Here is a 23,541-nt window from a genome sequence, read left to right on the forward strand (position 1 = left end):
CCATGCACGCAGCCACCACTTCCGCCGTCGACCGCCGGCAGTTGCGCGACGTCTTCGGCGCCTACATCACGGGCGTCGCCGTCATCACCACGCTCGACGCCGAGGGGCGCCCCTGCGGCGTGACGGCCAACTCGTTCAGCTCGGTGTCGCTCGATCCGCCGCTGGTGCTCTGGAGCCAGGCGCTCAATGCGCGCAGCTTCCCCGCCTTCAGCCGGCACGAGCGCTTCGTGGTGAACGTGCTCGCGAAGCACCAGCTCGAGCTCTCGCAGCGCTTCGCGATTCCAGGCGCCGACAAGTTCGCCGGCGTCGATTGCCGCCCGGGCATCGGCGGCCTGCCGGTCCTCGCGGACTGCTGCGCGCATTTCGAATGCCGCAAGGTCACGACCTGGCCCGGCGGCGACCACGCGGTGTTCCTCGGGCTGATCGAGCGTTTCGAGCGCTCGGCCTCCGAGGGCCTGGCCTTCGGCGGCGGCCGCTACCTGGTCACGCGGGCCCATGCGGAGGCGGCGGGCGCGCCCGGGTGAACTGGTATCGTGCCGGCTCCCGCCGCACCGGCACCGGCCACCTTCCCAGCGACCTCGCATGCCACGCGCTCCTTCCGCCTCCAGCCCTTCGGATTCCGCGGCCCCCGCAACCGGCGGCGTCGTGCGCCTGCGGCGCGCCGACCGCGAGCGCGAGATCGTGCAGGGCGCGATCCAGTACTTCGCCGACGTCGGCTTCGCAGGCGACACCACGGGCCTGGCGCGTCAGCTCGGCGTGGCGCAGCCGCTGCTCTACCGTTACTTCCAGAACAAGGAGGCGCTGATCGAGCGCGTGTTCCAGGAGACCTTCCTGTCGAACTGGAATCCGCTGTGGGAGGAAATGATCCTCGCGCCCGAGCAGGCGGTCGCGCAGCGCCTGCTCGACTTCCACCGCGACTTCGCGCGCGTGCATTTGCGGCGCGAGCGCGTGCGACTGTCGCTGTTCTTCGCCCTGCACGGCTGGGACATGTCGCCGTACTTCCGTGTCATGCGCCAGCGCGTCTACGAACCGATCGCGCTCTCGCTGCGCCAGTACACGGGCGCCGGCCGCGATGGCCAGTCTTTCGCGGTGCAGGAGATCGAGCTCGCGAAGACGGTGGTCGAGAAGATCCAGTACCACGGCATCCGCCAGTGGGTCTACGGCCTGCCGGTGCCCGAGATCGAACCCGTGATCCAGGCCAGCGTGGCCAGCCTGCTCGACGGCGTGGGCGCGGTGTTGGGCAAGCCGGCGGCCAAGTCCTCGTGAACGCGGGCGCCTCCTAGGCGCCGCTGCTCAGGGCCAGCGGCGGATCCTGCGTGACCGCGCTGCCCGCGCGCTCGTCGAGCACGCGCTGGTAGTTGTCGCGCAGCAGGATGCCCGCGTAGTACACGTGCTCGCGCATCAGCTGCTCGGCGCGCGCCGCGTCGCCGTCGATCACGGCCTGCACGATGCGGTGGTGGTCGTCGTGCGAACGCAGGATCACGCCGTGGTCGTGCCACAGCATGATGCGGTCGGAGGCGAAGGGCACGGCCTGTGCCTGCGCGCCGAAGCGCACCACCCACGGGTTGCGCGCGCCCTGCATCAGCGCGTTGTGCAGCGTCACGTTCATCTGCTGGTAGGGCGCGAGGTCGTCGAGCAGCAGTTGTCCCTTGGCCAGGATCTCGTCGCCGGTGCGCAGGCAGTCGCGCAGCAGCGCGGCGGTCGCGTCGTCCACGCCGAGCGCCGCGAAGCGCCGGCAGGCCAGGCCCTCGAGCACCGAGCGCACCTCGTAGGCGGCCAGGATGTCCTCGAGCGCGAAGGCGCGCACCAGATAGCCCTTCTTCGGCTGATGATCGATCAGCCCTTCCATCGCCAGCGCGGCGAGCGCGGCGCGCACCGGCGTGCGCGACACCTTGAGGGTCTCGGCGATCGGCACCTCCTCCACCCGCGTGCCCGGCGTGAGCCGTCCGTGCAGGATCCAGGTGCGCAGCGTCTCGGTGACTTGTTGGGAGAGTGTGTCCATGTCAGGTATACATGATGCCGTGGAAACTGGTTCAATAGTCGTCGAATAAGGGAAAACGAGGGCGTGCAAAGATGGGCATGTATACACAATGCGGTCCTCGATTCACTTTCACGCCGCATCCGACGCGGCTTCGGAGACCTCGCATCCCATGGCGGAACATCATGCACAAGCCCCCGGCCGGCTGGCCCTCGTGACCGGCGGCGGCCGCGGCATCGGCGAGGCCGTGTGCCGGCGCCTCGCGGCCAGCGGCCTGCGCGTCGTCGTGGCCGACATCGACGGCGACAACGCGCGCGCCGTGGCCGCCTCGCTCGGCGCGGGCCACCATGCGCGCCAATTCGACGTGAGCGACGAGGCCGCGGTCGAGGCTGCCTTCGAGGACATCGAGGCCGGCATCGGGCCGGTCGGCGTGGTGGTCTGCGTGGCCGGCCTGCTGCTGATGCCCGGCGGCGAACGCTCGCCGATCAAGGACACCTCGCTCGAGGACTGGGAGCGCACCTTCGCCGTGAACGCGCGCGGCGTGTTCCTCTGCGGCCGCGCCTACCTGCGCCGGCGCGAGGCGCGGCCGGTGGCGCACGGGCGCATCGTCACCTTCGGCTCGGTGGCCGCGCAGCTCGGCGGCTACCGCTCGAGCGCGACCTACATCGGCGCCAAGGCCGCGGTGCTGGGCCTGACCAAGGCCATGGCGCGCGAGTCGGCGCACCTGGGCGTGACCGTCAACTCGGTCGCGCCGGGCCTGATCGACACCGAGATGCTGCGCGGCACCGTGCAGAGCAGCGGCGCACTGACGGCCGCGGCCGCCAACATCCCGCTCGGGCGCATCGGCACGGTGGACGACGTGGCCGGCGCGGTCGACTACCTGGTGTCGGAGCAGGCGGCGTACATCACGGGCAACGTGATCGACGTCAACGGCGGCTACCGCATGCAGTAACGCCCGGCGCCAGCGACCGGGCGGCGCCTTTCACTCACCCATACCAACGGAGACACGTCATGAAGAAGAACTTTCTCGCCCTGGCATTCGGCGCCGCGCTGTGCGCCCTGGCGGGCACCGCCGCCGCGCAGGCCGAGCCCGGCCTGACCGACAAGACCATCAAGATCGGCATGTTCTCGCCGATGTCGGGTGCGTCGATGAACTACGGCTTCGACGTCATCAACGCCGCGAAGATGTACTACGACAAGATCAACAAGGAAGGCGGGGTGAACGGCCGCAAGATCGAGCTCGTGGTGGAGGACGACCGCTGCAACGCCAACGACCTGCTGGCCGCGGTCAAGAAGCTCACCGAGCAGGACCAGGTGTTCCTGCTCAACGGCGGCTCCTGCTCGGCGGCCGTGGTCGGCGCGCGCGAATACGTCGAGCGCGCGAAGATCCCGCTGGTGATGCTCAACGCCTCGGGCGACGGCGCGCTGTATCCGCCTTCCAAGTACATCTACGGCGCGTTCTCGATCTCGCAGCATGCGGTGGGCGGCTCGATGGTGCAGTTCGCGAGCGAGCACCTGAAGGCGAAGAAGATCGGCTACATCAACCACGACGACGCCTACGGCGGCTGGAACCTCGAGTCGGCCCAGGCGCAGGCCAAGGCGCTCGGCGGCGTCGACCTGCAGGTGCAGTCGGTCAACCCGAACATCACCGACGTCACGGCGCCGATGCTCAAGATCAAGGCCGCCAACCCCGACGTGCTGCTGCTGACCACCTACGCGCGGCCCGTGAGCCTGATCGTCAAGCGCGCCTTCGAGCTCGGCTTCAACAAGCCGATCGTGCTGGCCGTGAACTCCACCGCCGACCTCAAGCAGCTGGTGGAGAACGTGGGCAACAAGGACGCCTTCAAGAACGTCTACATCCAGGAAGTGCTGGCCGACGTGCCCGGCGGCCCCAAGCTCAAGTGGGTCTACGACATGTACAAGGCCGCCTATCCCGAGCTGGCCGCCAAGCCCGGCTACCCGCAGACCTACATGCCCTACGGCATTCCCTCGGCCATGGCGGTGGTCAATGCGCTGAAGGCGGCCGGCCCCAGCCCCACGCGCGAGAAGGTGCTCACGGCCTTGTCGACCATGAAGTTCGACTCCGGCGTGATGGCCGGCCCGATCGAGTTCGGCCCCGACGACCGCGCGGCGCAGGAGGCGGCCATCTACATCAAGTTCGACGCAACCAACATGACGCTCGTGCCCGGCAGCTACAAGAGCGTGTGGAAGTACAAGCCCTGAGGGCGGCTGCAATCCCATGAGCCTTTCCGACATCTGGCTGTTCGTGCAGCAGGGCGTGCTGTCCGGCATCGTCACCGGCAGCGTCTACGCGCTGCTCGCGGTGGCGATCGTCATGGTCTTCAAGACCACCGACGTGCCGAACTTCTCGCAGGGCGAGATCTTCATGGCCGGCGGCTACCTCGCGCTGTTCCCGCTGGTGGTGTGGGGCTGGCCCTACTGGGGCGCGGTGCTCGCGAGCCTCGCGGTCACGGCGCTCGTGGCCGCGCTGTTCCAGCGCGTGGTGATGCAGCGCGTGACCGCCTCGCGCGGCGTCGGCGTGCAGCTCGTGATCGCCACGCTGGGCTTCGCCTACCTGCTCAAGGGCCTGGTGCGCAAGACCGGGCTGGGTGACACGCCGCGTTCGCTGCCCTCGCTGGTGCCGCAGGACCCGATCACCATCGGCCAGGCCTCGCTCACGCTGCTCGACCTCGCGATCTTCGGCACCGCCGTGGTGGTGATGGTGCTGCTGTACCTGATGTTCACGCGCACCCGCACCGGCCAGGCCATGCGCGCGGTCGGCATGAACCCGCGCGGCGCGCAGATCGTGGGCGTGAAGCTGGGCACCATCCGCATGAAGATCTGGGCCCTGACCGGGCTGCTCTCGGCCATCGCGGCGCTGCTGATCACGCCCAAGATCCTGATCACGCCCGACATCGGCCACATCGCGATCCTGGCCTATGCGGCCGCCATCGTCGGCGGCTTCACCAGCCTGCCGGGCGCGGTGGTCGGCGGCTTCGTCATCGGCATCGTCGAGAACCTCGTGGGGCTGTTCATCTCGTCCAACGCCATCGTGGTCGCGCCATTCGTCGCGATCATGGTGGTGTTGCTGGTGCGGCCGCAGGGTCTGTTCGGCGGCAAGCCGCAGGTGAAGAAGGTATGAGCATGCAGACCACTTCTCCCTGGTGGGATCGCGGCGTGCTGATCGCCATGGCCGTGGTGCTCGCGGTGCTGCCCTTCGCGGCCAGCGGCTACGTGCTGTACGTGGTCAACCTGCTGATGGTGTTCAGCGTGCTCGCGCTCGGCATGCACCTGGTGATCGGCGAGACCGGCCAGTTCGCGCTCTCGCACGCGGCCTTCTTCGGCATCGGCATCTACACGGCCGGGCTCATCAACAACCAGTGGCAGCCGCCGTTCGTGGTGTCGATCCTCGCGGGCGCGCTGCTCGCGGCCGCGCTGGGCTGGGTCATCGGCCTGCTGGCGCTGCGCATGCGCGACATCTACCTGGCGCTCGCCACCTTCGCCTTCGGCGAGGCGATGCAATGGGTGTTCCTCAACTGGGAGCAAGTGACCAACGGCTCGAACGGCCTGCAGATGAAGCCGGCCGCGCTCGGCGGCCTGCGGCTGATGAACGACCTGCAGGCCTATCCCTTCGTGGTCGCGATCGCGGCGCTGATGCTGTGGCTCACGGTGGCGCTGTCGCGCTCGCGGCTGGGCTCGTCGTTCCGCGCGGTGCGCGAGAGCGACGTGGCGGCGATCGCGATGGGCGTGAACACGCGCGCGGTCAAGGTCACGGCCTTCGTGCTGTCGGCCGCCTTCGCGGGCGTGGCCGGCGGCATGTACACGCTGTTCACCTCCTTCATCCATCCCGAGAGCCTGGGCTTCCAGACCACGATCCTGATCCTCACCATGGTGGTGGTCGGCGGGCTGGGCTCGGTGCGCGGCGCGGTGGCGGGCGCCATCGTGTTCGGCCTGGCCTCGGAGCTGCTGCGCCAGGCACCGTCCTACCAGGAGATCATCTACGGCGGCATCCTGATGCTGTTCATGATGTTCCTGCCCAAGGGCATGGCCTCGCTGTTCGCGGCACGCAAGGCCACGCGCCGCGCGGCCCCGGCGGGAGGCGCGCGATGAGCACGACCAATGCCGCCGCTTTCCTCGACGTGCGCGACATCAGCGTGGTGTTCGGCGGCCTCAAGGCGGTCAACGGCCTGTCGTTCCAGGTCGAGCAGGGCCGCATCCACGCGCTGATCGGGCCCAACGGCGCGGGCAAGTCGACCACCTTCAACTGCATCTCGCGCTTCTACACGCCCAGCAGCGGCAGCGTCGTCTTCGAGGGCCGCGAACTCACGCGCGTGTCGCCCTACCGCATGGCCTCGCTGGGCATCGCGCGCACCTTCCAGAACCTCGAGCTGTTCGCCGAACTTTCAGTGCTCGAGAACGTGCTGCTCGGCACCCATGCGCGCGGCACCGGCACGCTGGGCCGGCTGCTGCGCCGCCCCGACCGCGAGACCGAGGACTTCGCGCTGCACCTGCTCGAGCGCGTGGGCCTGGCCGACGAGCGCCACCAGCCCGCGCGCGACCTCGACTTCGGCCGCCAGAAGCTGCTCGAGCTGGCGCGCGCGCTGGCCATCCGCCCCAAGTTGCTGCTGCTCGACGAGCCCGCGGCCGGCCTGCGCAACCGCGAGATCGAGAGCCTGGACCGGCTGCTCAAGGAGCTGGTGGCGCGCGACGGCATCACGGTGCTGCTGGTCGAGCACGTGATGCAGCTCGTGATGTCGATCTCGGACCGCATCACCGTCATGGCCTTCGGCGAGAAGATCGCAGAGGGCACGCCCGCGCAGATCGGCAGCGACGCGCGCGTGATCGAGGCCTATCTGGGCAAGGGAAGTGCAAAGGGGGCCGCGCATGGCTGAATCGCTGTTGTCGTTGCGCGCCATCTCGGCCGCCTACGGCCGCATCCAGGCGCTGAGCCATGTCTCGGTCGACGTGCCCGAGGGCGAGATCGTCGCGCTGCTCGGCAGCAACGGCGCGGGCAAGACCACCACGCTCAACTGCATCTCGAACATCGTCGACTGCACCGAGGGCGAGGTGCGGCTGGCCGGCGAGCGCATCGACCGGCTGGGCTCCGACGCGCTGGTCAAGCGCGGCATCGTGCAGGTGCCCGAGGGGCGGCAGGTGTTCCGCGACATGAGCGTGCGCGAGAACCTTGACCTGGGCGCCTACCTGCGGCGCGACCGCGCGGGCATCCGCAACGACCTCGAGGCCGTGTATGCGATGTTCCCGCGCCTGAAGGAGCGCCAGGGCCAGATGGCGGCCACGCTCTCGGGCGGCGAGCAGCAGATGCTCGCGATCGGCCGCGCCGTGATGGCGCGCCCGCGCGTGATGCTGTTCGACGAGCCCTCGATGGGCCTGTCGCCGCTGCTGGTGGAGCAGATGTTCGAGATCATCGAGCGGCTGCACCGCGAACAGAAGATCACCATCCTGCTGGTCGAGCAGAACGTGCAGCTCGCGCTCGCGGTGTCGAGCTACGGCTACATCCTCGAGAACGGCGAGATCTCGCTGCACGGCCCCGCCGCGCAGCTGGCCAACGACGAGGCCGTGCGCCGCGCCTACCTCGGCGTCTGAACGGCGCCGCTTTCGCAAAGGAATTCCCATGCTTCTGAAGGACAAGCTCTCGCTCGTCACGGGCGCCGCGCGCGGCCTCGGCGAGGCCATCGCGCGCCGCATGGCGGCCGAAGGCGCGCACGTGCTGGCGGTCGACCGCGACCTCGAGCCCGCGCAACGGGTGGCGGCCTCGATCCGCGCCGCGGGCGGGCGCGCCGATGCCGACAGCGTCGACGTCAGCGACGCGGCGGCGGTCGACGCGCTCGCCGCGCGCATCGCCGCGGCGCACGGCGACATCGACGTGCTGGTGAACAACGCCGGCATCTCGGCGCGCTCGAAGTTCGACGAGCCCGGCGCGCGCGAGGCCTGGGACCGCGTGCTGTCGGTCAACCTGCAGGGCGTGTTCAACGTCACGCAGGCCTTCGTGCCCGCCCTCAAGCGCACGCACGGCAGCATCGTCAACCTGTCGTCGATCGTGGCCTTCGGCGCGGGCATCTCCTCGGCCGGCTACGTGGTGGCCAAGGGCGGCGTGCGTTCGCTCACGCAGGTGCTGGCGCGCGACCTCGCGCCCTGGGGCGTGCGCGTGAACGCAGTGGCGCCCGGGCTCATGGTGACCGACATGACGGCCGGCCAGCGCGAGACCGAGCACGGCACCGACTGGTACATGAGCCGCGTGCTCACCAAGCGCCACGGCGAGGCCGACGAGATCGCCGGGCCGGTGGTCTTCCTCGCCTCCTCGATGGCCAGCTACGTCAATGGCGTGGTGCTGCCGGTCGATGGCGGCTATCTGGCGGCATGACGCGAATGCGGACAGCCGTACGCAGAGGACGCGAAGGTTCCGCGAAGGTCGCAAAAGGGAAATTCAAGAAGATGTCTCTGGATTCTTTTTCGCGTTCTTTGCGGAACCTTCGCGTCCTCTGCGTCCGGCTGTTGGCTTCCTGAACTTCTCAAGGAACAACGATGAACGACAGCAGTGAAGACAAGCCGCTGGTCCTGGTGACCGGCGGCGCCAGCGGCATGGGCCGCGCCATCGTCGAGCGCCTGGCGCGCGACGGCTGGCGCGTGGTGATGGCCGATTACAACGGCGCGCTGGCCGAGCGCGAGACCCAGGTGCTGCGCGCCGCCGGCCTCGACGTCGACTACCGCGCCATCGACCTGACCGATGAGTCCGCGGTGCGCGCGATGGTGCAGTCGCTGCCGCCGCTCGCCGCGCTGGTGAACAACGCCGGTATCTTCGACGAGCGCGCCTTCATGGACGTGAGCTCGGCCGACTTCCGTCGCATGTACGAGGTGAACCTGCTCGCGGTGGCCACGCTCACGCAGGAGGCCGCGCGCAAGATGGCCGACGGCGCGCGCATCGTCAACATCGCCTCGCGCGCCTACCTGGGCGCGAAGAACCATCCGCACTACGTGGCCTCGAAGGCCGCGCTGGTGGGCTACACGCGCGCCAGCGCGATGGAGCTCGCGCCGCGCGGCATCCTGGTGAACGCGATCGCGCCGGGCCTGATCGACACGCCGCTGCTGCGCGCGCTCACGCCCGAGCGCCGCGCCGCGCAGCTCGCGCTGCAGCCCACGGGCGCGGCCGGCCGGCCCGAGGACATCGCGCAGGCCGTGGCCTTCTTCGCCTCGCCGGCCACAGGTTTCGTCACGGGCCAGGTGCTGTTCGTCGACGGCGGCAAGTCGCTCGGCGGCTCGGGGGCGTGATGGCGCCATCGCAGGAGAAGACCGAGTACGACGTGGTCGTGATCGGCAGCGGCGCGGGCGGGCTCGCGGCCGCGCTCACGGCGAAGCTCGAAGGGCTCGACGTGCTGGTGATCGAGAAGACCGACCGCATCGGCGGATCGACCGCGATCTCGGGCGGCGCGGTGTGGGTGCCGCTCAACGACCAGGCCGAGGCCGCGGGCCATCCCGACACGCCCGAGAAGGCACTGACCTACCTGCGCAACACGGTGGGCGCGGCCGGCGACGAGGCGCTGCGCCATGCCTTCCTCGAAGCCGGACCGCGCGCGCTGCGCTACCTGCGCGAGCGCACCGACGTGCAGCTCGCCGCGCGCACCTATTCGCCCGACTACCACCCCGACCGCGAGGGCGCCGCGATGGGCGGGCGCTCGCTCGATCCGATCGAGTTCGACGGCCGGCTGCTCGGCCCGCACTTCCGCACCCTGCGCGATCCGCTGCCCGAGTTCTGCGTGCTCGGCGGGATGATGGTCAACATGACCGACGTGAAGCACCTGCTCGCGGTCACGCGCTCGTTCGCGTCGTGGAAGCACGGCATGAAGCTGGTGCTGCGCTATTTCGCCGACCGCCTGGGCGGCCACCACCGCGGCACGCGGCTGCTGCTGGGCAATGCGCTCGCGGGGCGGCTGTTCCACGGGCTGCTGAAGGAGAAGATCCCGTTCTGGCTCGAGACGCCCGCGCTGGCGCTCGAACAGGATGCGGGCGGTGCCGTGACCGGCGTGCGCGTGAAGCGCGATGGCCGCGAGATCGTGCTGCAGGCGCGGCGCGGCGTGGTGGTCGCGACCGGCGGCTTTCCGTGGAATGCGCAGATGCGCGCCGAGCACTATCCCGCGCCGACCGGGCCCTACTCGATGTCGCCGCAGGGCAATGTCGGCGAGGGCATCGCGATGGCGCGGCAGGCCGGCGGCGTGCTCGGCACCGGCCACACGGGCCCGGCGCTGTGGGCACCGGTGTCGATGATGAAGCGCCCCGACGGCAGCATGCTGCGCTATCCGCACCTGGTGTGGGACCGCGCCAAGCCCGGGCTGATCGCGGTCGATGCGCGCGGCGAGCGCTTCGTCAACGAGGCTAGCTCGTACCACGAGTTCGTGCGCGGCATGTACCAGGCCAACGAGGCCGGCACGAGCGTTCCGGCGCTGCTGGTGTGCGACAGCGACTTCATGGAGAAGTGGGGCCTGGGCCTCGCGCTGCCGGGCGGGCGCTCGCGCGAGCACCTGGTGCGCGCCGGCTACCTGTACCGCGCCGACACGCTCGAGGCACTGGCACGCCAGGCCGGCGTCGACTCCGACGGCTTCGCGCGCACCGTGGCCGCGTTCAACCCACCGGCCGCGCGCGGCGAGGACCCGGCCTTCGGCAAGGGCAGCACGGCCTACAACCGCTACCTCGGCGACCCCGAGCACCAGCCCAATGCCTGCGTGGCGCCGGTCGCGAAGGCACCCTTCTACGCGGTCAAGGTCTATCCCGGCGACATCGGCACGGCACTGGGCGTGCGCGCCGATGGCCATGCGCGCGTGCTCGATACGCGCGGCACGCCGATCGCGGGCCTGTACGTGGCCGGCAACGACATGCACTCGGTGATGGGGGGCGAGTATCCTGCGCCCGGCATCACGCTCGGACCGGCCCTGACCTTCGGCTGGGCCGCCGGCATGCACCTGGCCCATGGCCATGACGAACACGCCTGACCCCACCCACTTCACACCCATCATGAAGATCTTCTATTCCCCCGCTTCCCCCTTCGTGCGCAAATGCATGGTCGTCGCGCACGAGCTCGGCATCGCCGAGCGCATCGAGCGCCTGCCGAGCGCGGCCGGCCCGGTGAAGCGCGACGCGACCATCCTGCCGACCAACCCGCTGGGCCAGGTGCCGACCTTCCTTACCGACGATGGCCAGGCGCTGTTCGACAGCCGCGTGATCTGCGAGTACCTCAACGACCAGCAGGGCGGCACGCTGTTCGCCGCCTCGGGCAAGGAGCGCTGGGCCCGTCTCACCGAACTCTCGCTGGCCGACGGCATGACCGCCGCCGCGCTGCTCGCGCGCTACGAGAACGTGCTGCGTCCGCAGGAATTCCGCTGGGCCGACTGGACCGACGGCCAGCTCGCGAAGGTGCGCACGGGGCTCGAATGGCTCGAGAAGGAAGCGGCCGGATTCGGTGAACGGGTGGACATCGGGACCATCGCCTTCGGCTGTGCGCTGGGGTACATGGACTTCCGGTTTCCGGATGTGGATTGGCGTGCTCAGGCGCCTCGCAGCGCTGAGTGGTTCGAAGCGTTCAATCGGCGGGCCTCCATGCAGGCGACGTTGCCTACTGCTTGAGGTTGGAGCGGGCTCACGCCGACGGGGTACTCCCCTCCGCGAATGTCCCCCGGCCTTCGGCCTCCTCCTTGATTTCGCTGCGGGGAGTACCCCATCGACGTGAGTCTGGAGCAGGTCGGTTGAACCGGCTGGCACCACTGCTGCGCCTCCGTGCACAGGGCAGTGGGTGCTTCCCGCAGCGAAATAAAGGAGGAGCCGAAGGCGGGGGACATTCGCGGAGGGAAGTACCCGCTGTCCTGTGCACGCGCCCCGAACAAAAAACGCCCAACCTGGCAAGACAACCAATTCCTTGGCTAAATGCCACCCTCCGCAAGAAACCAAGGACCCCGAATGTCTTCTGAGCAAAAAAAGGTAGCCATCGTCACCGCAGGCGGCAGCGGCATGGGCGCCGCCGCGGCCCGCAAGCTCGCGCAGGACGGTTTTCGTGTCGCCATCCTCTCCTCCTCGGGCAAGGGCGAGGCCCTCGCGAAGGAGCTGGGCGGCATCGGCGTGACCGGCTCCAACCAGTCGAACGACGACCTCAAGCAACTCGTCGACCGCGTGATCGCCGAGTGGGGCCGCATCGACGTGCTCGTCAACAGCGCCGGCCACGGCCCGCGCGCGCCCATTCTGGAAATCACCGACGACGACTGGCACCGCGGCATGGACGTCTACCTGCTGAGCGCCGTGCGGCCCAGCCGCCTCGTCACGCCGCACATGGTCAAGCAGGGGGGCGGCGCCATCATCAACATCTCGACCTTCGCCGCCTTCGAACCCGATCCCGTGTTTCCGACCTCGGGCGTGTTCCGCGCCGGCCTCGCCGCCTTCACCAAGCTCTTTGCCGACCAGTATGCGGAGCACAATGTGCGCATGAACAACGTGCTGCCCGGCTTCATCGACAGCCTGCCCGAGAAAGAAGTGTTCCGCGAACGCATTCCCATGGGCCGCTACGGACGCAGCGACGAGATCGCCGCCACCATCGGCTTTCTCGCTTCCGATGGCGCGGGCTACATCACCGGCCAGAACCTGCGCGTCGACGGGGGCATCACGCGCTCCGTCTGAGGCGGTCATGGGCGCTGCCTACAATCGGCGCCCATGTGCCCGAGGACGTCCCGCCATCCCAACAAGCTTCGCGCGGACGTCCTTCTCTTCAGCCGGCATGCCCGCCGGCGCGCCTCCTGCTATGCGCTCGCTCGCATCGCGCGCGACAGCCAGTCCCGGCAATCGGGCTGCTCGCGGCTGACTCCCCCTTGATCCTGGCGCATTGAATGAAGCGCGGCGGCAGCGCCCGCCGCTTTCTCCCTTGCGCCGCCAGCCGGCGCGATGCCTTCCAACGTCCCGCGATGCCTTGCCGGCACGCGGGCTGCTTTCCGTTTTCTCCATGTCTTCCCGCTACAGCCGCCTGCGCACCGAGTGGTGCCCGAGCATTCCGCGCGAACTGATGGCCGGCGCCGTCGCCACCTTCGCGCTCATTCCCGAGGTCATCGCCTTTTCCTTCGTCGCCGGTGTCGATCCCGCGGTGGGCCTGTTCGCCTCCTTCGTCATCGGCATCGTCATCGCCTTCACCGGCGGGCGCCCCGCCATGGTCTCGGCCGCGGCCGGGTCGGTGGCGCTGGTGGCCGCGCCGCTGGTGCATGCGCACGGCCTGGCCTATCTGCTCGCGGCCGGCCTGCTCGCGGGCGCGATGCAGATCGCCTTCGGGCTGCTGCGCCTGGGCGTGCTGATGCGCTTCGTGTCGTCGTCGGTGCGCACCGGCTTCGTCAACGCCCTCGCGATCCTGATCTTCGCGGCGCAGATGCCCCACTTCATCGGCGCCAACGCCGCCACCTGGGCGATGGTCGGCCTCGGGCTCGCGGTCATCTACCTGCTGCCGCGCCTCACCACCGCGGTGCCGTCGCCGCTGGTGTGCATCGTGGTGGTCACGCTCGCGGGCCAGTGGCTCGGCCTGCCGCTCAAGACCGTGGCCGACCTCGGCCAGCTGCCCGATGCCTTGCCCATGTTCGCGCTGCCCGCCGTGCCGCTGACCCTCGAGACCCTGCGCATCATCGCCTTGCCCGCCTTCGCGATCGCGATGGTCGGCCTGCTCGAATCGATGATGACCGCGAGCGTGGTCGACGAACTCACCGACACCCCGAGCTCGAAGAACCGCGAGTGCGGCGGCCTCGGCCTCGCGAACGTGGCGGCCAGCTGCTTCGGCGGCATCGCGGGCTGCGGAATGATCGGCCAGACCGTGAGCAACGTGCGCTATGGCGGCCGCGGCCGGCTCTCGACCCTGTTCGCCGGGGCCTTCCTGCTGATCCTCATGGTGCTGCTCAAGCCCTGGGTGTCGCAGGTGCCGGTGGCGGCGCTGGTCGCGATCATGGTGATGGTCTCGGCCTCGACCTTCGACTGGGGCTCGCTGCGCACGCTGGTGCGCCATCCGCGCCTGTCGAGCGTCGTGATGCTCGCCACCGTGGCCGTCACCGTCGCCACCGACAACCTGGCCGCGGGCGTGGGCATCGGCGTGCTGCTCAGCGGCGTCTTCTTCACCTTCAAGGTGGCGCGGCTGCTGCGGGTGCAGGGGCGGCGGGACGACGAGGGCGCCTGGCGCTTCGCCGTGAGCGGCCAGGTCTTCTTCGCTTCGGCCGACATGCTGGTCGATGCCTTCGACGTGCGCGAGATCGACGGCGCGCCGGTGCGCATCGACGTCTCGCAGGCGCACTTCTGGGACGTGACCGCCGTGGCGGCGCTGCGCAAGGTGGTCGAGCGGCTGCGCAAGCACGGCAGCGCGGTCGACGTGAGCGGCATGAACCAGGCCAGCCGCGACCTCGTGCTGCGCCTCGACGCGGCGCCCGAGTGAGCCGGCTCAGACTTCGGCGGCCGCCTCGGCGCGCACCTGGCTGCGAAAGCGCCCCGGGCTTTCGCCCACCGCGCGCCGGAAGGCCGCGCTGAAGGCCGTCTCCGACTGGTAGCCCACGCGCTCGGCGATGCGCGCGATGCCCTCGTCGCCGTGCCGCAGCGCATGGCGCGCCACCGTCATGCGCCAGCCGCCGAGATAGTCGAGCGGCGTCGAGCCCGTCAGCGCCTTGAAGCGCAGCGCGAAGGCCGTGCGCGACATGCTGGCCGTCTGCGCCAGCCGCTCCACCGTCCAGGGCTGCGCGATGTCGGCATGCATGCGCGACAGCGCGGCGCCGATGCGCGCATCGGTCATCGCGCCGAGCCAGCCCTCGGGCTGCGGCGCGTTCGCGAGATGCACGCGCAGCGCCTGCACCAGCACCAGCGCCGCGAGGTTGGTGCGCGCCAGGGTCGAGCCCGGGCGCAGCTCGGCCGTTTCCCAGCCCATCAGGTCGAGCAGGCCCTCGAGCGGCCGCGCGCCCGGATCGCTCGCGCGCAGGTGGATCAGCGGCGGCAGGTGGCGCAGCAGCAGTTCGCCGGCTTCGCCCGAGAGTGCGAAGCGTCCGCTCGCGAGCACCACGCGCGTCGCGTCGCTCGCGTCCAGGCCGTCGTGGCGCAGCACCCCGTCGGGGCCGCGCTGCTCGCGGCTCAGGCGCGTGCCGTCCTGCAGCGGCCCGGGCGGATCGCTCGCGGCCGAGAAGGGCAGGCCGTTGGTCAGCAGGAAGAAGTCGCCGGCCTCCAGCATTACCGGCGCGGCCGTGCCCTCGACCTCGATGCGAAAGCGCCCCTCGAGCACGCAGCCCAGCTTGATGTGCGAGGCGTAGTGCCCGTAGCGGAAGGCCCAGCGGCCGCGCGCCTCGAAGCGCGACGAGAGCGTGCTGCTCACCGTGAGCATGGCCAGCACATCGGACAAGGGATCCATGATTCTGTACGAATGAATAGGAAATGCGTGCTGATGATTATTCAATCATTCACGGCTGCGCGCGACCATCGGGGCATGTCCTCCTCGAACGCTCCAGTTTTCCGTCACGCCGTCGTGCTGGGCCTGCTCACCACCATCGGCCCCTTCGCCATCGACATGTACCTGCCCGCGCTGCCCGCCATCGGGCGCGCGCTGGGCGCCGATCCGCATGCGATGCAGGCCAGCCTGATGGCCTTCTTCATCGCGGTCGGCGCCGGCCAGCTGGTCGCGGGCCCGCTGTCGGACATGTTCGGCCGCCGCCGGCCGATGGTCGCGGGCCTCGTGCTGTTCATGCTCGCCAGCATCGGCTGCGCCTTCGCGCCCAACGTGGGCGTGCTGGTCGCGCTGCGCTTCGTGCAGGGGCTCGGCGCCTGCGCCTGCATGGTCACGCCGCGCGCCGTGGTGCGCGACCTGTACACCGGGCCCGAGGCGGCGCGGATGATGTCGCTGCTGCTGATGGTCTACAGCGTGTCGCCGATCCTCGCGCCGCTGGCCGGCAGCCTCGTGGCCGAGAGCCTGGGCTGGCGCGCCGTGTTCGTCGCCGTTGCCGCCGTCGGACTCGCGGGCCTCGCGATGCTGCTGGGCCTGCTGCCCGAGACCCGGCCCGCCACCGCGCGGCTGTCGAGCAACTTCCGCAGCGCCATGGCCGGCTACGGCGTGCTGCTGCGCGACCGCCACTTCATGGCGCTGGCCTTCATGGCCTCGTTCACCGTCTCGAGCTTCTTCGTCTACGTGGCCAACTCGCCCTTCGTGATGAGCACGCACTTCGGCGTCTCGCCGCGCATGTACGCGGTGCTGTTCGCGCTCAATGCCGTGTCTCTGCTCGCGCTGTCGCAGGCCAACGGCCGGCTGGTGGCGCGCTTCGGCATCCGGCGCGTGCTGCGCACCGCGGTGATCGCGCAGGCCGCCACCATCGGGCTGCTGCTGGCGCTCACGCTCGCGGGCGTGGACCGGCTCGCCGTGCTGGTGGCGCTGCTGATGATCGGCTTCGGTCTCAACGGCCTGATCGTGCCCGGGGCCTTCGTGCTCGCGATGGAAGGCCATGCCGCGCTCGCGGGCACGGCCTCGGCATTGATCGGCACGATGAACTTCGCGGGCGGCGCGGTGATGGTGGCGCTGGTCGCGCCGTTCGCCGACGGCACGCCGCTGCCGATGGTGGCGGGCATCGCCGGCTGCGCGGCGGTCGTGCTGACTCTGGCCTTGCGCACCCTGCCGCCGGTGCGGCGCGTGCCCGGTGTCATGCAGGGGTTCTAAGTGATTGCCCCGTGAGCAAGGTGCGGCCTTGGGCCTAGCCTTTGCGCGTTCCGTCGGCGCCCGATGGACCGGAAAGGCTCCCATGGACATCCCCGCCCCGGTGCTCGACAGCATGCAGCGAACCCTCCAGTCCTACCAGGCATCCGCGCGCGACTACGACGCGATCGTGGCGGACCATCCGCCGCCCGAGATCGAGGACGCGCTGCGCCGCATGGTGGCGTGCATGCCCGCGGGCGGCAGCGTGCTCGAGGTCGGCTCGGGCACGGGGCGCGATGCCGACTTCGTCGAGTCCCTGGGCGCGAGCGTGCGGCGCACCGATGCCACGCAGGCCTTTCTCGACCTGCAGGCCGAGCGCGGCAAGCAGGGCGCGCTGCTCAACGTGGTCACCGACCCGCTGGGCGGGCCCTACGACGCCATTCTCGCGATGGCCGTGCTGATCCATGTCGATCGCGCGCAGATCGCGCCGGTGCTGCACAAGGTGTTCGACGCGCTCGCGCCCGGCGGCGTCTTCCTCGCGGGCATGCGCATCGGCGAGGGCGAGACCAACGGCGATTACCAGACCGTGTACTGGGACCGCGACCGGTTCGCCGCGCAGCTCGCGGCGACCGGGCTGCGACTGGATTGGGAGCGGCAGTGGATCGGCCGCGAGGACGTGCGCTGGGCCAGCTTCCTGGCCTGCCGTCCGCGCGGATGAACGCCGCCTACACGCCCAGGTAGCGCGTCCACAGCGAACGGTCGGCATCGAGCGCGGCCGAGTCGCCCTGCCACACCACGCGCCCGCGCTCGAGGATCACGTGCCGGTCGGCCAGCGGCAGCAGGCGCTGCACGTACTTGTCGACCACCAGGATCGCCTCGCCCTCGGACTTGAGTGTGGCGATGCAGTGCCAGATCTCCTCGCGGATCACGGGCGCCAGGCCTTCGGTGGCCTCGTCGAGGATCAAGAGGCGCGGATGCGTGGACAGCGCGCGCGCGATCGCCAGCATCTGCTGCTCGCCGCCCGAGAGCTGGTTGCCCGCGTTGGCCTTGCGCTCCGCGAGGCGCGGGAACAGGCCGTAGAGCGCCTCGACGGTCCAGCGCGGCGCGCTGCCGGGGCGCGGGCGCGCGAAGGCGCGCAGGTGCTCGTCGACGCTGAGATTGGGGAACACGTGCCGGCCCTCGGGCACGATGGCCACGCCGCGGCGCGCGATGGCATCGGGCTTGTGACCACCGATGGCCGCGCCGCCGAAGCGCAGCTCGCCGCGCATCGGCGCGAGCATGCCGGTGATGACCTTGAGCAGGGTGCTCTTGCCCATGCCGTTGCGGCCCAGCAGCGCGAGCACCTCGCCCGCGCCGATGCGCAGGTCGATGCCGAACAGCACCTGGCTCGCGCCATAACCGGCCTCGATGGCGCTGGCTTCCAACAATGTCGTCGAGCTCATGCGTGACCTTCCGCTTCGGTGCCCAGGTAGACCGCCTGCACGTCGGGATGCCCGCGCACCTCGTCGGCCGTGCCGCTCATCAGCACGCGGCCTTGCACCAGCACCGTGAGCCGACTGGCGAGGCGGAACACGGCGTCCATGTCGTGCTCGATCAGGAGGATCGCCATCGAGGCGCGCAGCGACTCGATCAGGTCCACCATGCGAGCCGACTCGTCGGGGCCCATGCCGGCCATCGGCTCGTCGAGCAAGAGCAGCTTGGGTTCGGCCGCGAGCGCGAGGGCCACGTCGAGCGCGCGCTGCGCGCCGTGCGGCAGCGTGCCGGCGATGCGGTCGCGCTCGCGCGCCAGGCCCACGCGCTCGGCCAGCGCGGCGGCGCGGTCGGCCAGGTCCTTCTCGCGCGAGCGCGGCGCGAGGAAGCGCAGGCTGCTGCCCGCGTGCGCCTGCGCGGCCAGCATCAGGTTGTCGTGCACCGTGTCCTTGGCGAACACGCGCGTGACCTGGAAGCAGCGCGACATGCCCGCGGCCACGCGCTGGTGGTCCTTGAAGCCGGTGATGTCCTTCTCGTCGAGCAGGATGCGGCCCGCATCGGCCTTGAGCAGGCCGGTGATGAGATTCACCAGCGTGGTCTTGCCCGCGCCGTTGGGGCCGATCAGCGCATGCACTTCGCCGCGCTCCACCGTGAGGCTCACATGGTCGGTCGCCAGCAGGCCGCCGAAGCGCTTGACCAGTCCTTCGATCCTGAACAGGCTCATGGCGCGGCCTTTGCAAGCGGTGCGCGGCGGCGCGACAGCGCGGCCAGTCCCTGGGGCGCCCACAGGGCGACGGCGATCAGCAGCAGGCCCAGCGGCATGTGCCAGTGTTCGGTGTGCTGCTTGAGCGCCTCCTCGAGCAGCAGCCACACGGCGGCACCGACCGGGCCGCCCCAGCTGCGGCCGAGGCCGCCGATCACCACCATCACCAGCAGCGTGGCCGACTGCGTCCAGTGCATGGTGGCCGGGCTCACGAAGCCGTTGCCGCCCGCGAGCAGCGCGCCGGCCAGGCCGGCGATGGCGCCCGCGATCGCGAAGGCCGCGAGCTGCAGCCGGAACACCGGGTAGCCGAGCGCGCGCATGCGCGTCTCGTTGTCGCGGATGCCCATCAGCGCATGGCCGAAGCGCGATTGCGTGGCGCGCTGCAGCCACCACAGCGCAAGCGCCACCAACGCCAGCACCACCCAGTAGAAGTTGCTCTCGTTGCCGAGGTCGAGGCCCGGCAGCAGGGTGGGGCGGCTCATCAGCGTGTAGCCGTCGTCGCCGCCGTACTTGCGCAGCGAGACCGCGACGAAGTACAGCATCTGCGCGAAGGCCAGCGTGGTCATGATGAAGTAGACGCCGCGCGTGCGCAGCGCCACCGTGCCGATCAGCGCGGCGGCCAGGCCGGCCGCCACCACGGCCGCGGGCCACAGCACCCAGGCCGAGGTCGTGCCGGCGTCGCTGAGCGCCACCACCGTGTAGGCACCCACGCCGATGAAGCCCGCATGGCCGAGCGCGACCATGCCGCCGAAGCCGAGGATGAAGTTGAGGCTGGCCGCGGCCAGCGCGACGATCAGCACGCGGCGCACGAAGCCGATGTAGAACTCGAGGCCGAACAGCGGTGCGATCAGGGGAAAGGCCGCGAGCAGCAGCAGGAGCAGCCCGAGGCCGATGTGACGGGTTTTCATGCGCGTGCCGAGAAGAGGCCCGAGGGCCTGAAGAGAAGGACCGCCACCATCAGCGCGTACATCGCGACCTCTGCCACCAACGGGCCGAGGTCGGCCGCGGTGGCCGGCGGCAGCGTGGCGCGCAGCAGCATCGGCACGAAGGCGCGGCCGATGGTGTCGACGATGCCCACCAGCAGCGCGGCCACGAAGGCGCCGCGCACCGAGCCGATGCCGCCGATCACCAGCACCACCAGCGCCGGGATCAGGATCTGTTCGCCCATGCCGACCTGCACCGCGACGATCGGGCCCATCAGCGCGCCGGCCAGCGCGGCGAGTGCCGCGCCGAGCAGGAACACGCCGTTGAAGACGCGGCCCACGCGCACGCCCATCAGTTCGGCCATCGGCCGGTCGGAAGCGCCCGCACGCACCCGCATGCCGATGCGCGTGTGGTTCACGAGCAGGTAGAGCGCCAGCGCGACCAGCATGCCGCCGACCAGGATCACCAGCCGGTACGAGGGATAGGGCAGGCCGTCCATCAGCTCGACCGGCCCCGAGAGCGCGGCGGGCGTCGGCGCCATCACCGGCGAGGGGCCCCAGATCATCTTGACCAGGTCGTCGGCCACCAGGATCACGCCGAAGGTCGCGAGCACCTGCGCGAGGTGGTCGCGCGTGTAGAGGCGGCGCATCAGCAGCACCTCGAGCAGCAGCGCCACCACCACGGTGACCGCCACCGCGATGACGATGGCCGCGGCGAACGAGCCGGTGCGCGTGTGCGCCTCTGCCGCGACGTAGGCGCCGGCCATGAACAGCGAACCGTGCGCGAGGTTCAGCACGTCCATGATGCCGAACACCAGCGTGAGGCCCGCGGCCAGCAGGAACAGCATCAGGCCGTAGCCGAGGCCGTTGAGCAGCTGCTCGAGAACGAGGATGGGGGTCATTGGATGAGAGTGGAATGCGGGCAGCCGTACGCGAAGGGCGCGAAGGTTTCGCGAAGGACGCGAAAGAAAACCTCGAAAGTTTTCCCCTGTCTCTTTCGCGTCCTTCGCGGATTCTTCGCGTCCTCTGCGTCCGGAAGTTCGGGAATCCGAATGGCGCGGGCGCCGCTTACTTCATCGGGCACTTGTCGGCGTAGCTGTCGCCGTAGTTGGTCAAGACGGTGTTGATCAGCTTGTTCGTGACCTTGCCCTGCGCATCCTTGCCGATCACGCGCAGGTAGAAGTTCTCGATGGGGTAGTGGTTGTTGGCGTACTTGAAGTTGCCGCGCGTCGAGGCGTAGTTGGCTTTCTTGAGCGCCGCGATCACGGCCTCGCGGTTCTGCGCGTTGCCGCCGGCCTGCTTCACGGCGGCGTCCATCGCGAGGATGGCGTCGTAGGCCTGCGCGGCGTAGACCGACGGGTAGCGGCCGTTGTATTCCTTGCGGAACGCGGCCACGAAGGCCTTGTTGGCGGCGTTGTCGAGGTCGTGCGCCCAGTGCGAGGTGTTGAACAGGCCCAGCATCGGCTCGCCCACGGCGCCGATCACGTCCTCGTCGGCCGAGAAGCCGCTGGTGACCAGCGTGATGTCCTTCGACAGGCCCGCGCCCACGAACTGCTTGATGAAGTTGATGCCCATCGCGCCGGGCAGGAAGAAGTAGATCGAGTCGGGCTTGGAGGCGCGCAGCTGCGCGAGCTCGGCCGCGTAGTCGATCTGGCCGAGCTTGGTGTAGAGCTCGTCGGCCACCTGGCCCTTGAACTGGCGCTTGAAGCCGCCGAGCGCGTCCTTGCCCGCGGGATAGTTGGGCGCGATCAGCACGATCTTCTTGAAGGCACGGTCCTGCGCGAACTTGCCGGCGGCCTCGTGGAACTGGTCGTTCTGGTAGGCGGTGCCGAAGAAGTAGGCATTGCATTGCGCGCCCGCGAACTGGCTCGGGCCGGCGTTGGCCGAGAGGTAGGGCACCTTGGCGTTGAACAGCGTCGGGCCGACGGCCAGCGCCACGTTGGAGCCGATCGGGCCGCTGAACAGGTCGATCTTGTCGCGCTGGATCATGCGGTCGACCAGCTGCTTGGCCTGGTCGGGGCTGCCGGCCATGTCGGCCTGCACGAACTCCACCTCCTGCCCTCCGAGCTTGCCGCCCAGCTGCTTGATGCCGAGCGCGAAGCCGTCGCGCGCCTCGGCGCCCAGCGCCGCGAACGGGCCCGAGATGTCGAGCGCGAGGCCGACCTTGACCGGCGCGGCCATGGCCGAGGCCGCGGCGCCGCACAGCAGCAGCGAAAGCAGGGTGCGCGGCAGCGCGGACGATTTCGGGGACGGTTGGCTCATCGGGTTCTCCGGCAGGGATGGGGGTGAAACGGCATCGAACCGTTGATAGCTAAATACTTTAGCCGTAAACAATTCGGTGTCAACGGTGCTAGCACGAATGGTGCCAGTGGCCGCCTCGTGCGCGGCCCCGATGTCCCCAAAAAAAGAAGCGGCATCGACCTGGATCGATGCCGCCTGCGATGCCCTCGAAGAGGGCGCGGCGCCTGCGTGGTGCGCCGCTTTCCTCGCGCCGATCAGCCGAAGGGGCTGGCCGTCGCGAACCACAGGCCGATGCCGGTGGCGATGATGAAGGCCCCGTCGGTCACGCCCGCGACCAGGAAGAACTTGGTCTGCAGCGTGTCGACCATCTCGGGCTGGCGCGTCGTGCCTTCGAGGAACTTCTGCCCCACCAGCGCGATGCCGATGCACGAACCCAGTGCCGCGATGCCGATCAGCAGGGCGACCGCGAGGGGGAGGATGTTGAAGCCGTTCATGGTGCTTTCTCCAGTGGTTGATGCCTGGACGTACTGTCCCGCATCGACTGCACCGGGTCCATGACCTCGCGGGTCATGCGCGCGCGGCGATCGCTCAGGTCCGCGCGGCGCGCGAGGGCCACAGCACCGAGGCGATCGCCACCATCATCAGCGCCACCGCCACCCAGTCCTGCCAGTGCACCGCCTCGCCGAGCCACACGGCGCCGCTGAACACGCCGAGCACCGGGATGAACATCACGCTGAGCGTGGAGGCCACGGGCGGCAGCCCGCGCGCGAGATAGAACCACGCCGCGTGCGCGAAGCCGAAGATCAGCACCGCGTTGTAGAGGATCGAACCCCAGGTCACGCTGCCGGGCCAGCGCCACTGGTCGCGTTCGAACAGCGCCGACAGCACCGTCATCACCACCGCGGTGAGCGCCGTCATCCAGAACGAGAGCGTGAGCGTCGGCAGCCCGATGCGCGTGTGGCGCAGCAGTTGCGTGCCCAGCGCCCAGGTGGCGGCCGCCACCAGCGCGAGCGCGACGTAGCCGGGCCGGCCCGCGAAGTCGGTGAGCTCGTGCCACAGCAGCAGGCCCACGCCGATCGCGCAGGCGCCCACGCCGGTCCAGGCACGGCGCGAGAGCGCGGCCGAGAACAGCAGCGCGCCGATCACCGCCGAGAACACCGGCATGGTGTAGCCGAGGATGGCCGCGCGCCCGCCCGACAGCGCCTTCACCGCGAGGATGATGCAGGCGTGCCAGACGAACATGTTGGTGGCGCCCAGCCACAGCAGCTCGGGCCAGGCGCCGCGCGGCACGCGGAACGGCACCTTCATCCACGCCAGCGCCAGGCCCAGCACCGGCAGCCCGAGCCAGATCGAGATCGCGCGGAAGGCCAGCGGCGGATAGTCCGCCACGCCGAGCTTCATCACCGGCCAGTTGAGGCCCCAGGCGAGGGTCAGCAGGACGAGGATGACGAACTGGCGCGGGGTGAAGGAAGGCATGGGGCGCGATTGT

25 protein-coding genes are annotated in these 23,541 nt (G+C 69.9%); 16 read left to right on the forward strand and 9 right to left on the reverse strand.

The genetic code is table 11. The annotated features are described in order from the left end of the window. Nucleotides 1-2 precede the first annotated feature (2 nt). Nucleotides 3-524, forward strand: a complete 522-nt coding sequence (locus tag KV106_RS22145) for a flavin reductase family protein (protein ID WP_261212367.1) — start codon at nt 3-5, stop codon at nt 522-524. Nucleotides 525-582: 58 nt separating this feature from the next. Continuing rightward, a complete protein-coding gene (locus KV106_RS22150; RefSeq protein ID WP_261212369.1) occupies nt 583-1,266 on the forward strand; it encodes a TetR/AcrR family transcriptional regulator in 684 nt (227 codons plus the stop codon). Between the two features lie 13 nt (nt 1,267-1,279). Here KV106_RS22150 and KV106_RS22155 read toward each other — a convergent pair whose 3' ends face one another. Continuing rightward, entirely contained in the window at nt 1,280-2,002 is a 723-nt protein-coding gene (locus tag KV106_RS22155; protein WP_261212370.1) for a GntR family transcriptional regulator, read from the reverse strand. Between the two features lie 148 nt (nt 2,003-2,150). Here KV106_RS22155 and KV106_RS22160 point away from each other — a divergent pair, with 148 nt between their 5' ends. From KV106_RS22160 to KV106_RS22215, 12 genes are all read left to right on the forward strand, one after another. Then, the gene (locus KV106_RS22160; protein WP_203203137.1) at nt 2,151-2,930 is read left to right on the forward strand and encodes an SDR family NAD(P)-dependent oxidoreductase; all 780 of its coding nucleotides are present in this window, start codon (nt 2,151-2,153) and stop codon (nt 2,928-2,930) included. A gap of 59 nt (nt 2,931-2,989) precedes the next feature. Next, the gene (locus KV106_RS22165) at nt 2,990-4,201 is read left to right on the forward strand and encodes an ABC transporter substrate-binding protein (RefSeq protein ID WP_208507743.1); all 1,212 of its coding nucleotides are present in this window, start codon (nt 2,990-2,992) and stop codon (nt 4,199-4,201) included. Between the two features lie 16 nt (nt 4,202-4,217). Beyond that, a complete protein-coding gene (locus tag KV106_RS22170) occupies nt 4,218-5,120 on the forward strand; it encodes a branched-chain amino acid ABC transporter permease (RefSeq protein WP_057594695.1) in 903 nt (300 codons plus the stop codon). A 2-nt stretch (nt 5,121-5,122) separates the two neighbouring features. Next, complete coding sequence (locus KV106_RS22175) at nt 5,123-6,088, forward strand: branched-chain amino acid ABC transporter permease (RefSeq protein WP_057594711.1); 966 nt, start codon at nt 5,123-5,125, stop codon at nt 6,086-6,088. Beyond that, nucleotides 6,085-6,870, forward strand: a complete 786-nt coding sequence (locus KV106_RS22180; protein ID WP_261212371.1) for an ABC transporter ATP-binding protein — start codon at nt 6,085-6,087, stop codon at nt 6,868-6,870. The genes KV106_RS22175 and KV106_RS22180 overlap by 4 nt, the downstream gene beginning before the upstream one ends. Continuing rightward, on the forward strand, nt 6,863-7,582 hold the full coding sequence (locus KV106_RS22185) for an ABC transporter ATP-binding protein (protein WP_203203133.1): 720 nt from the start codon (nt 6,863-6,865) through the stop codon (nt 7,580-7,582). Before KV106_RS22180 ends, KV106_RS22185 begins: the two co-directional genes overlap by 8 nt. Before the next feature lie 28 nt (nt 7,583-7,610). Continuing rightward, nucleotides 7,611-8,360: an SDR family NAD(P)-dependent oxidoreductase gene (locus tag KV106_RS22190; RefSeq protein ID WP_261212372.1), complete on the forward strand. Its 750-nt coding sequence runs from the start codon at nt 7,611-7,613 to the stop codon at nt 8,358-8,360. Between the two features lie 161 nt (nt 8,361-8,521). Further along, entirely contained in the window at nt 8,522-9,265 is a 744-nt protein-coding gene (locus KV106_RS22195) for an SDR family NAD(P)-dependent oxidoreductase (protein WP_261212374.1), read from the forward strand. Next, the gene (locus tag KV106_RS22200; RefSeq protein ID WP_261212376.1) at nt 9,265-10,980 is read left to right on the forward strand and encodes an FAD-dependent oxidoreductase; all 1,716 of its coding nucleotides are present in this window, start codon (nt 9,265-9,267) and stop codon (nt 10,978-10,980) included. The genes KV106_RS22195 and KV106_RS22200 overlap by 1 nt, the downstream gene beginning before the upstream one ends. A 22-nt stretch (nt 10,981-11,002) precedes the next feature. After that, nucleotides 11,003-11,611 (forward strand): glutathione S-transferase, encoded by a 609-nt coding sequence (locus tag KV106_RS22205; protein WP_261212454.1) that lies wholly within the window; start codon nt 11,003-11,005, stop codon nt 11,609-11,611. Between the two features lie 330 nt (nt 11,612-11,941). Beyond that, complete coding sequence (locus KV106_RS22210; RefSeq protein ID WP_093354325.1) at nt 11,942-12,652, forward strand: SDR family oxidoreductase; 711 nt, start codon at nt 11,942-11,944, stop codon at nt 12,650-12,652. 319 nt (nt 12,653-12,971) lie between these two features. After that, a complete protein-coding gene (locus KV106_RS22215) occupies nt 12,972-14,429 on the forward strand; it encodes a SulP family inorganic anion transporter (RefSeq protein ID WP_261212378.1) in 1,458 nt (485 codons plus the stop codon). Between the two features lie 6 nt (nt 14,430-14,435). On the opposite strand, the gene KV106_RS22220 is transcribed toward KV106_RS22215, so the two are convergent. After that, nucleotides 14,436-15,386: an AraC family transcriptional regulator gene (locus KV106_RS22220; RefSeq protein ID WP_261212380.1), complete on the reverse strand. Its 951-nt coding sequence runs from the start codon at nt 15,384-15,386 to the stop codon at nt 14,436-14,438. A 75-nt stretch (nt 15,387-15,461) separates the two neighbouring features. On the opposite strand from KV106_RS22220, the gene KV106_RS22225 reads away from it, so the two are divergent. Next, entirely contained in the window at nt 15,462-16,679 is a 1,218-nt protein-coding gene (locus tag KV106_RS22225; protein ID WP_261212382.1) for a multidrug effflux MFS transporter, read from the forward strand. 82 nt (nt 16,680-16,761) lie between these two features. Then, nucleotides 16,762-17,373, forward strand: coding sequence for a class I SAM-dependent DNA methyltransferase (locus KV106_RS22230; protein WP_261212384.1), 612 nt, complete (start codon nt 16,762-16,764; stop codon nt 17,371-17,373). A 7-nt stretch (nt 17,374-17,380) separates the two neighbouring features. Here the strand turns inward: KV106_RS22230 and KV106_RS22235 are convergent, their stop codons facing one another. From KV106_RS22235 to KV106_RS22265, 7 genes are all read right to left on the reverse strand, one after another. Next, nucleotides 17,381-18,097 (reverse strand): ABC transporter ATP-binding protein, encoded by a 717-nt coding sequence (locus KV106_RS22235; RefSeq protein WP_203203123.1) that lies wholly within the window; start codon nt 18,095-18,097, stop codon nt 17,381-17,383. After that, a complete protein-coding gene (locus KV106_RS22240; RefSeq protein ID WP_057594685.1) occupies nt 18,094-18,849 on the reverse strand; it encodes an ABC transporter ATP-binding protein in 756 nt (251 codons plus the stop codon). The genes KV106_RS22235 and KV106_RS22240 overlap by 4 nt, the downstream gene beginning before the upstream one ends. Next, nucleotides 18,846-19,796, reverse strand: coding sequence for a branched-chain amino acid ABC transporter permease (locus tag KV106_RS22245; protein ID WP_261212388.1), 951 nt, complete (start codon nt 19,794-19,796; stop codon nt 18,846-18,848). Before KV106_RS22245 ends, KV106_RS22240 begins: the two co-directional genes overlap by 4 nt. After that, nucleotides 19,793-20,713 carry a branched-chain amino acid ABC transporter permease gene (locus KV106_RS22250; RefSeq protein WP_261212390.1) on the reverse strand — a complete coding sequence of 307 codons (921 nt, stop codon included), beginning with the start codon at nt 20,711-20,713 and terminating at the stop codon, nt 19,793-19,795. Before KV106_RS22250 ends, KV106_RS22245 begins: the two co-directional genes overlap by 4 nt. Before the next feature lie 166 nt (nt 20,714-20,879). After that, a complete protein-coding gene (locus KV106_RS22255; RefSeq protein ID WP_261212392.1) occupies nt 20,880-22,073 on the reverse strand; it encodes an ABC transporter substrate-binding protein in 1,194 nt (397 codons plus the stop codon). Between the two features lie 233 nt (nt 22,074-22,306). After that, the gene (gene atpE / locus KV106_RS22260) at nt 22,307-22,546 is read right to left on the reverse strand and encodes a F0F1 ATP synthase subunit C (protein ID WP_057594681.1); all 240 of its coding nucleotides are present in this window, start codon (nt 22,544-22,546) and stop codon (nt 22,307-22,309) included. Between the two features lie 94 nt (nt 22,547-22,640). Then, on the reverse strand, nt 22,641-23,528 hold the full coding sequence (locus KV106_RS22265) for a DMT family transporter (protein ID WP_261212394.1): 888 nt from the start codon (nt 23,526-23,528) through the stop codon (nt 22,641-22,643). Nucleotides 23,529-23,541 lie beyond the last annotated feature (13 nt).

It is taken from the genome of Variovorax endophyticus, from assembly GCF_025376855.1.
Lineage (GTDB): Bacteria > Pseudomonadota > Gammaproteobacteria > Burkholderiales > Burkholderiaceae_C > Variovorax.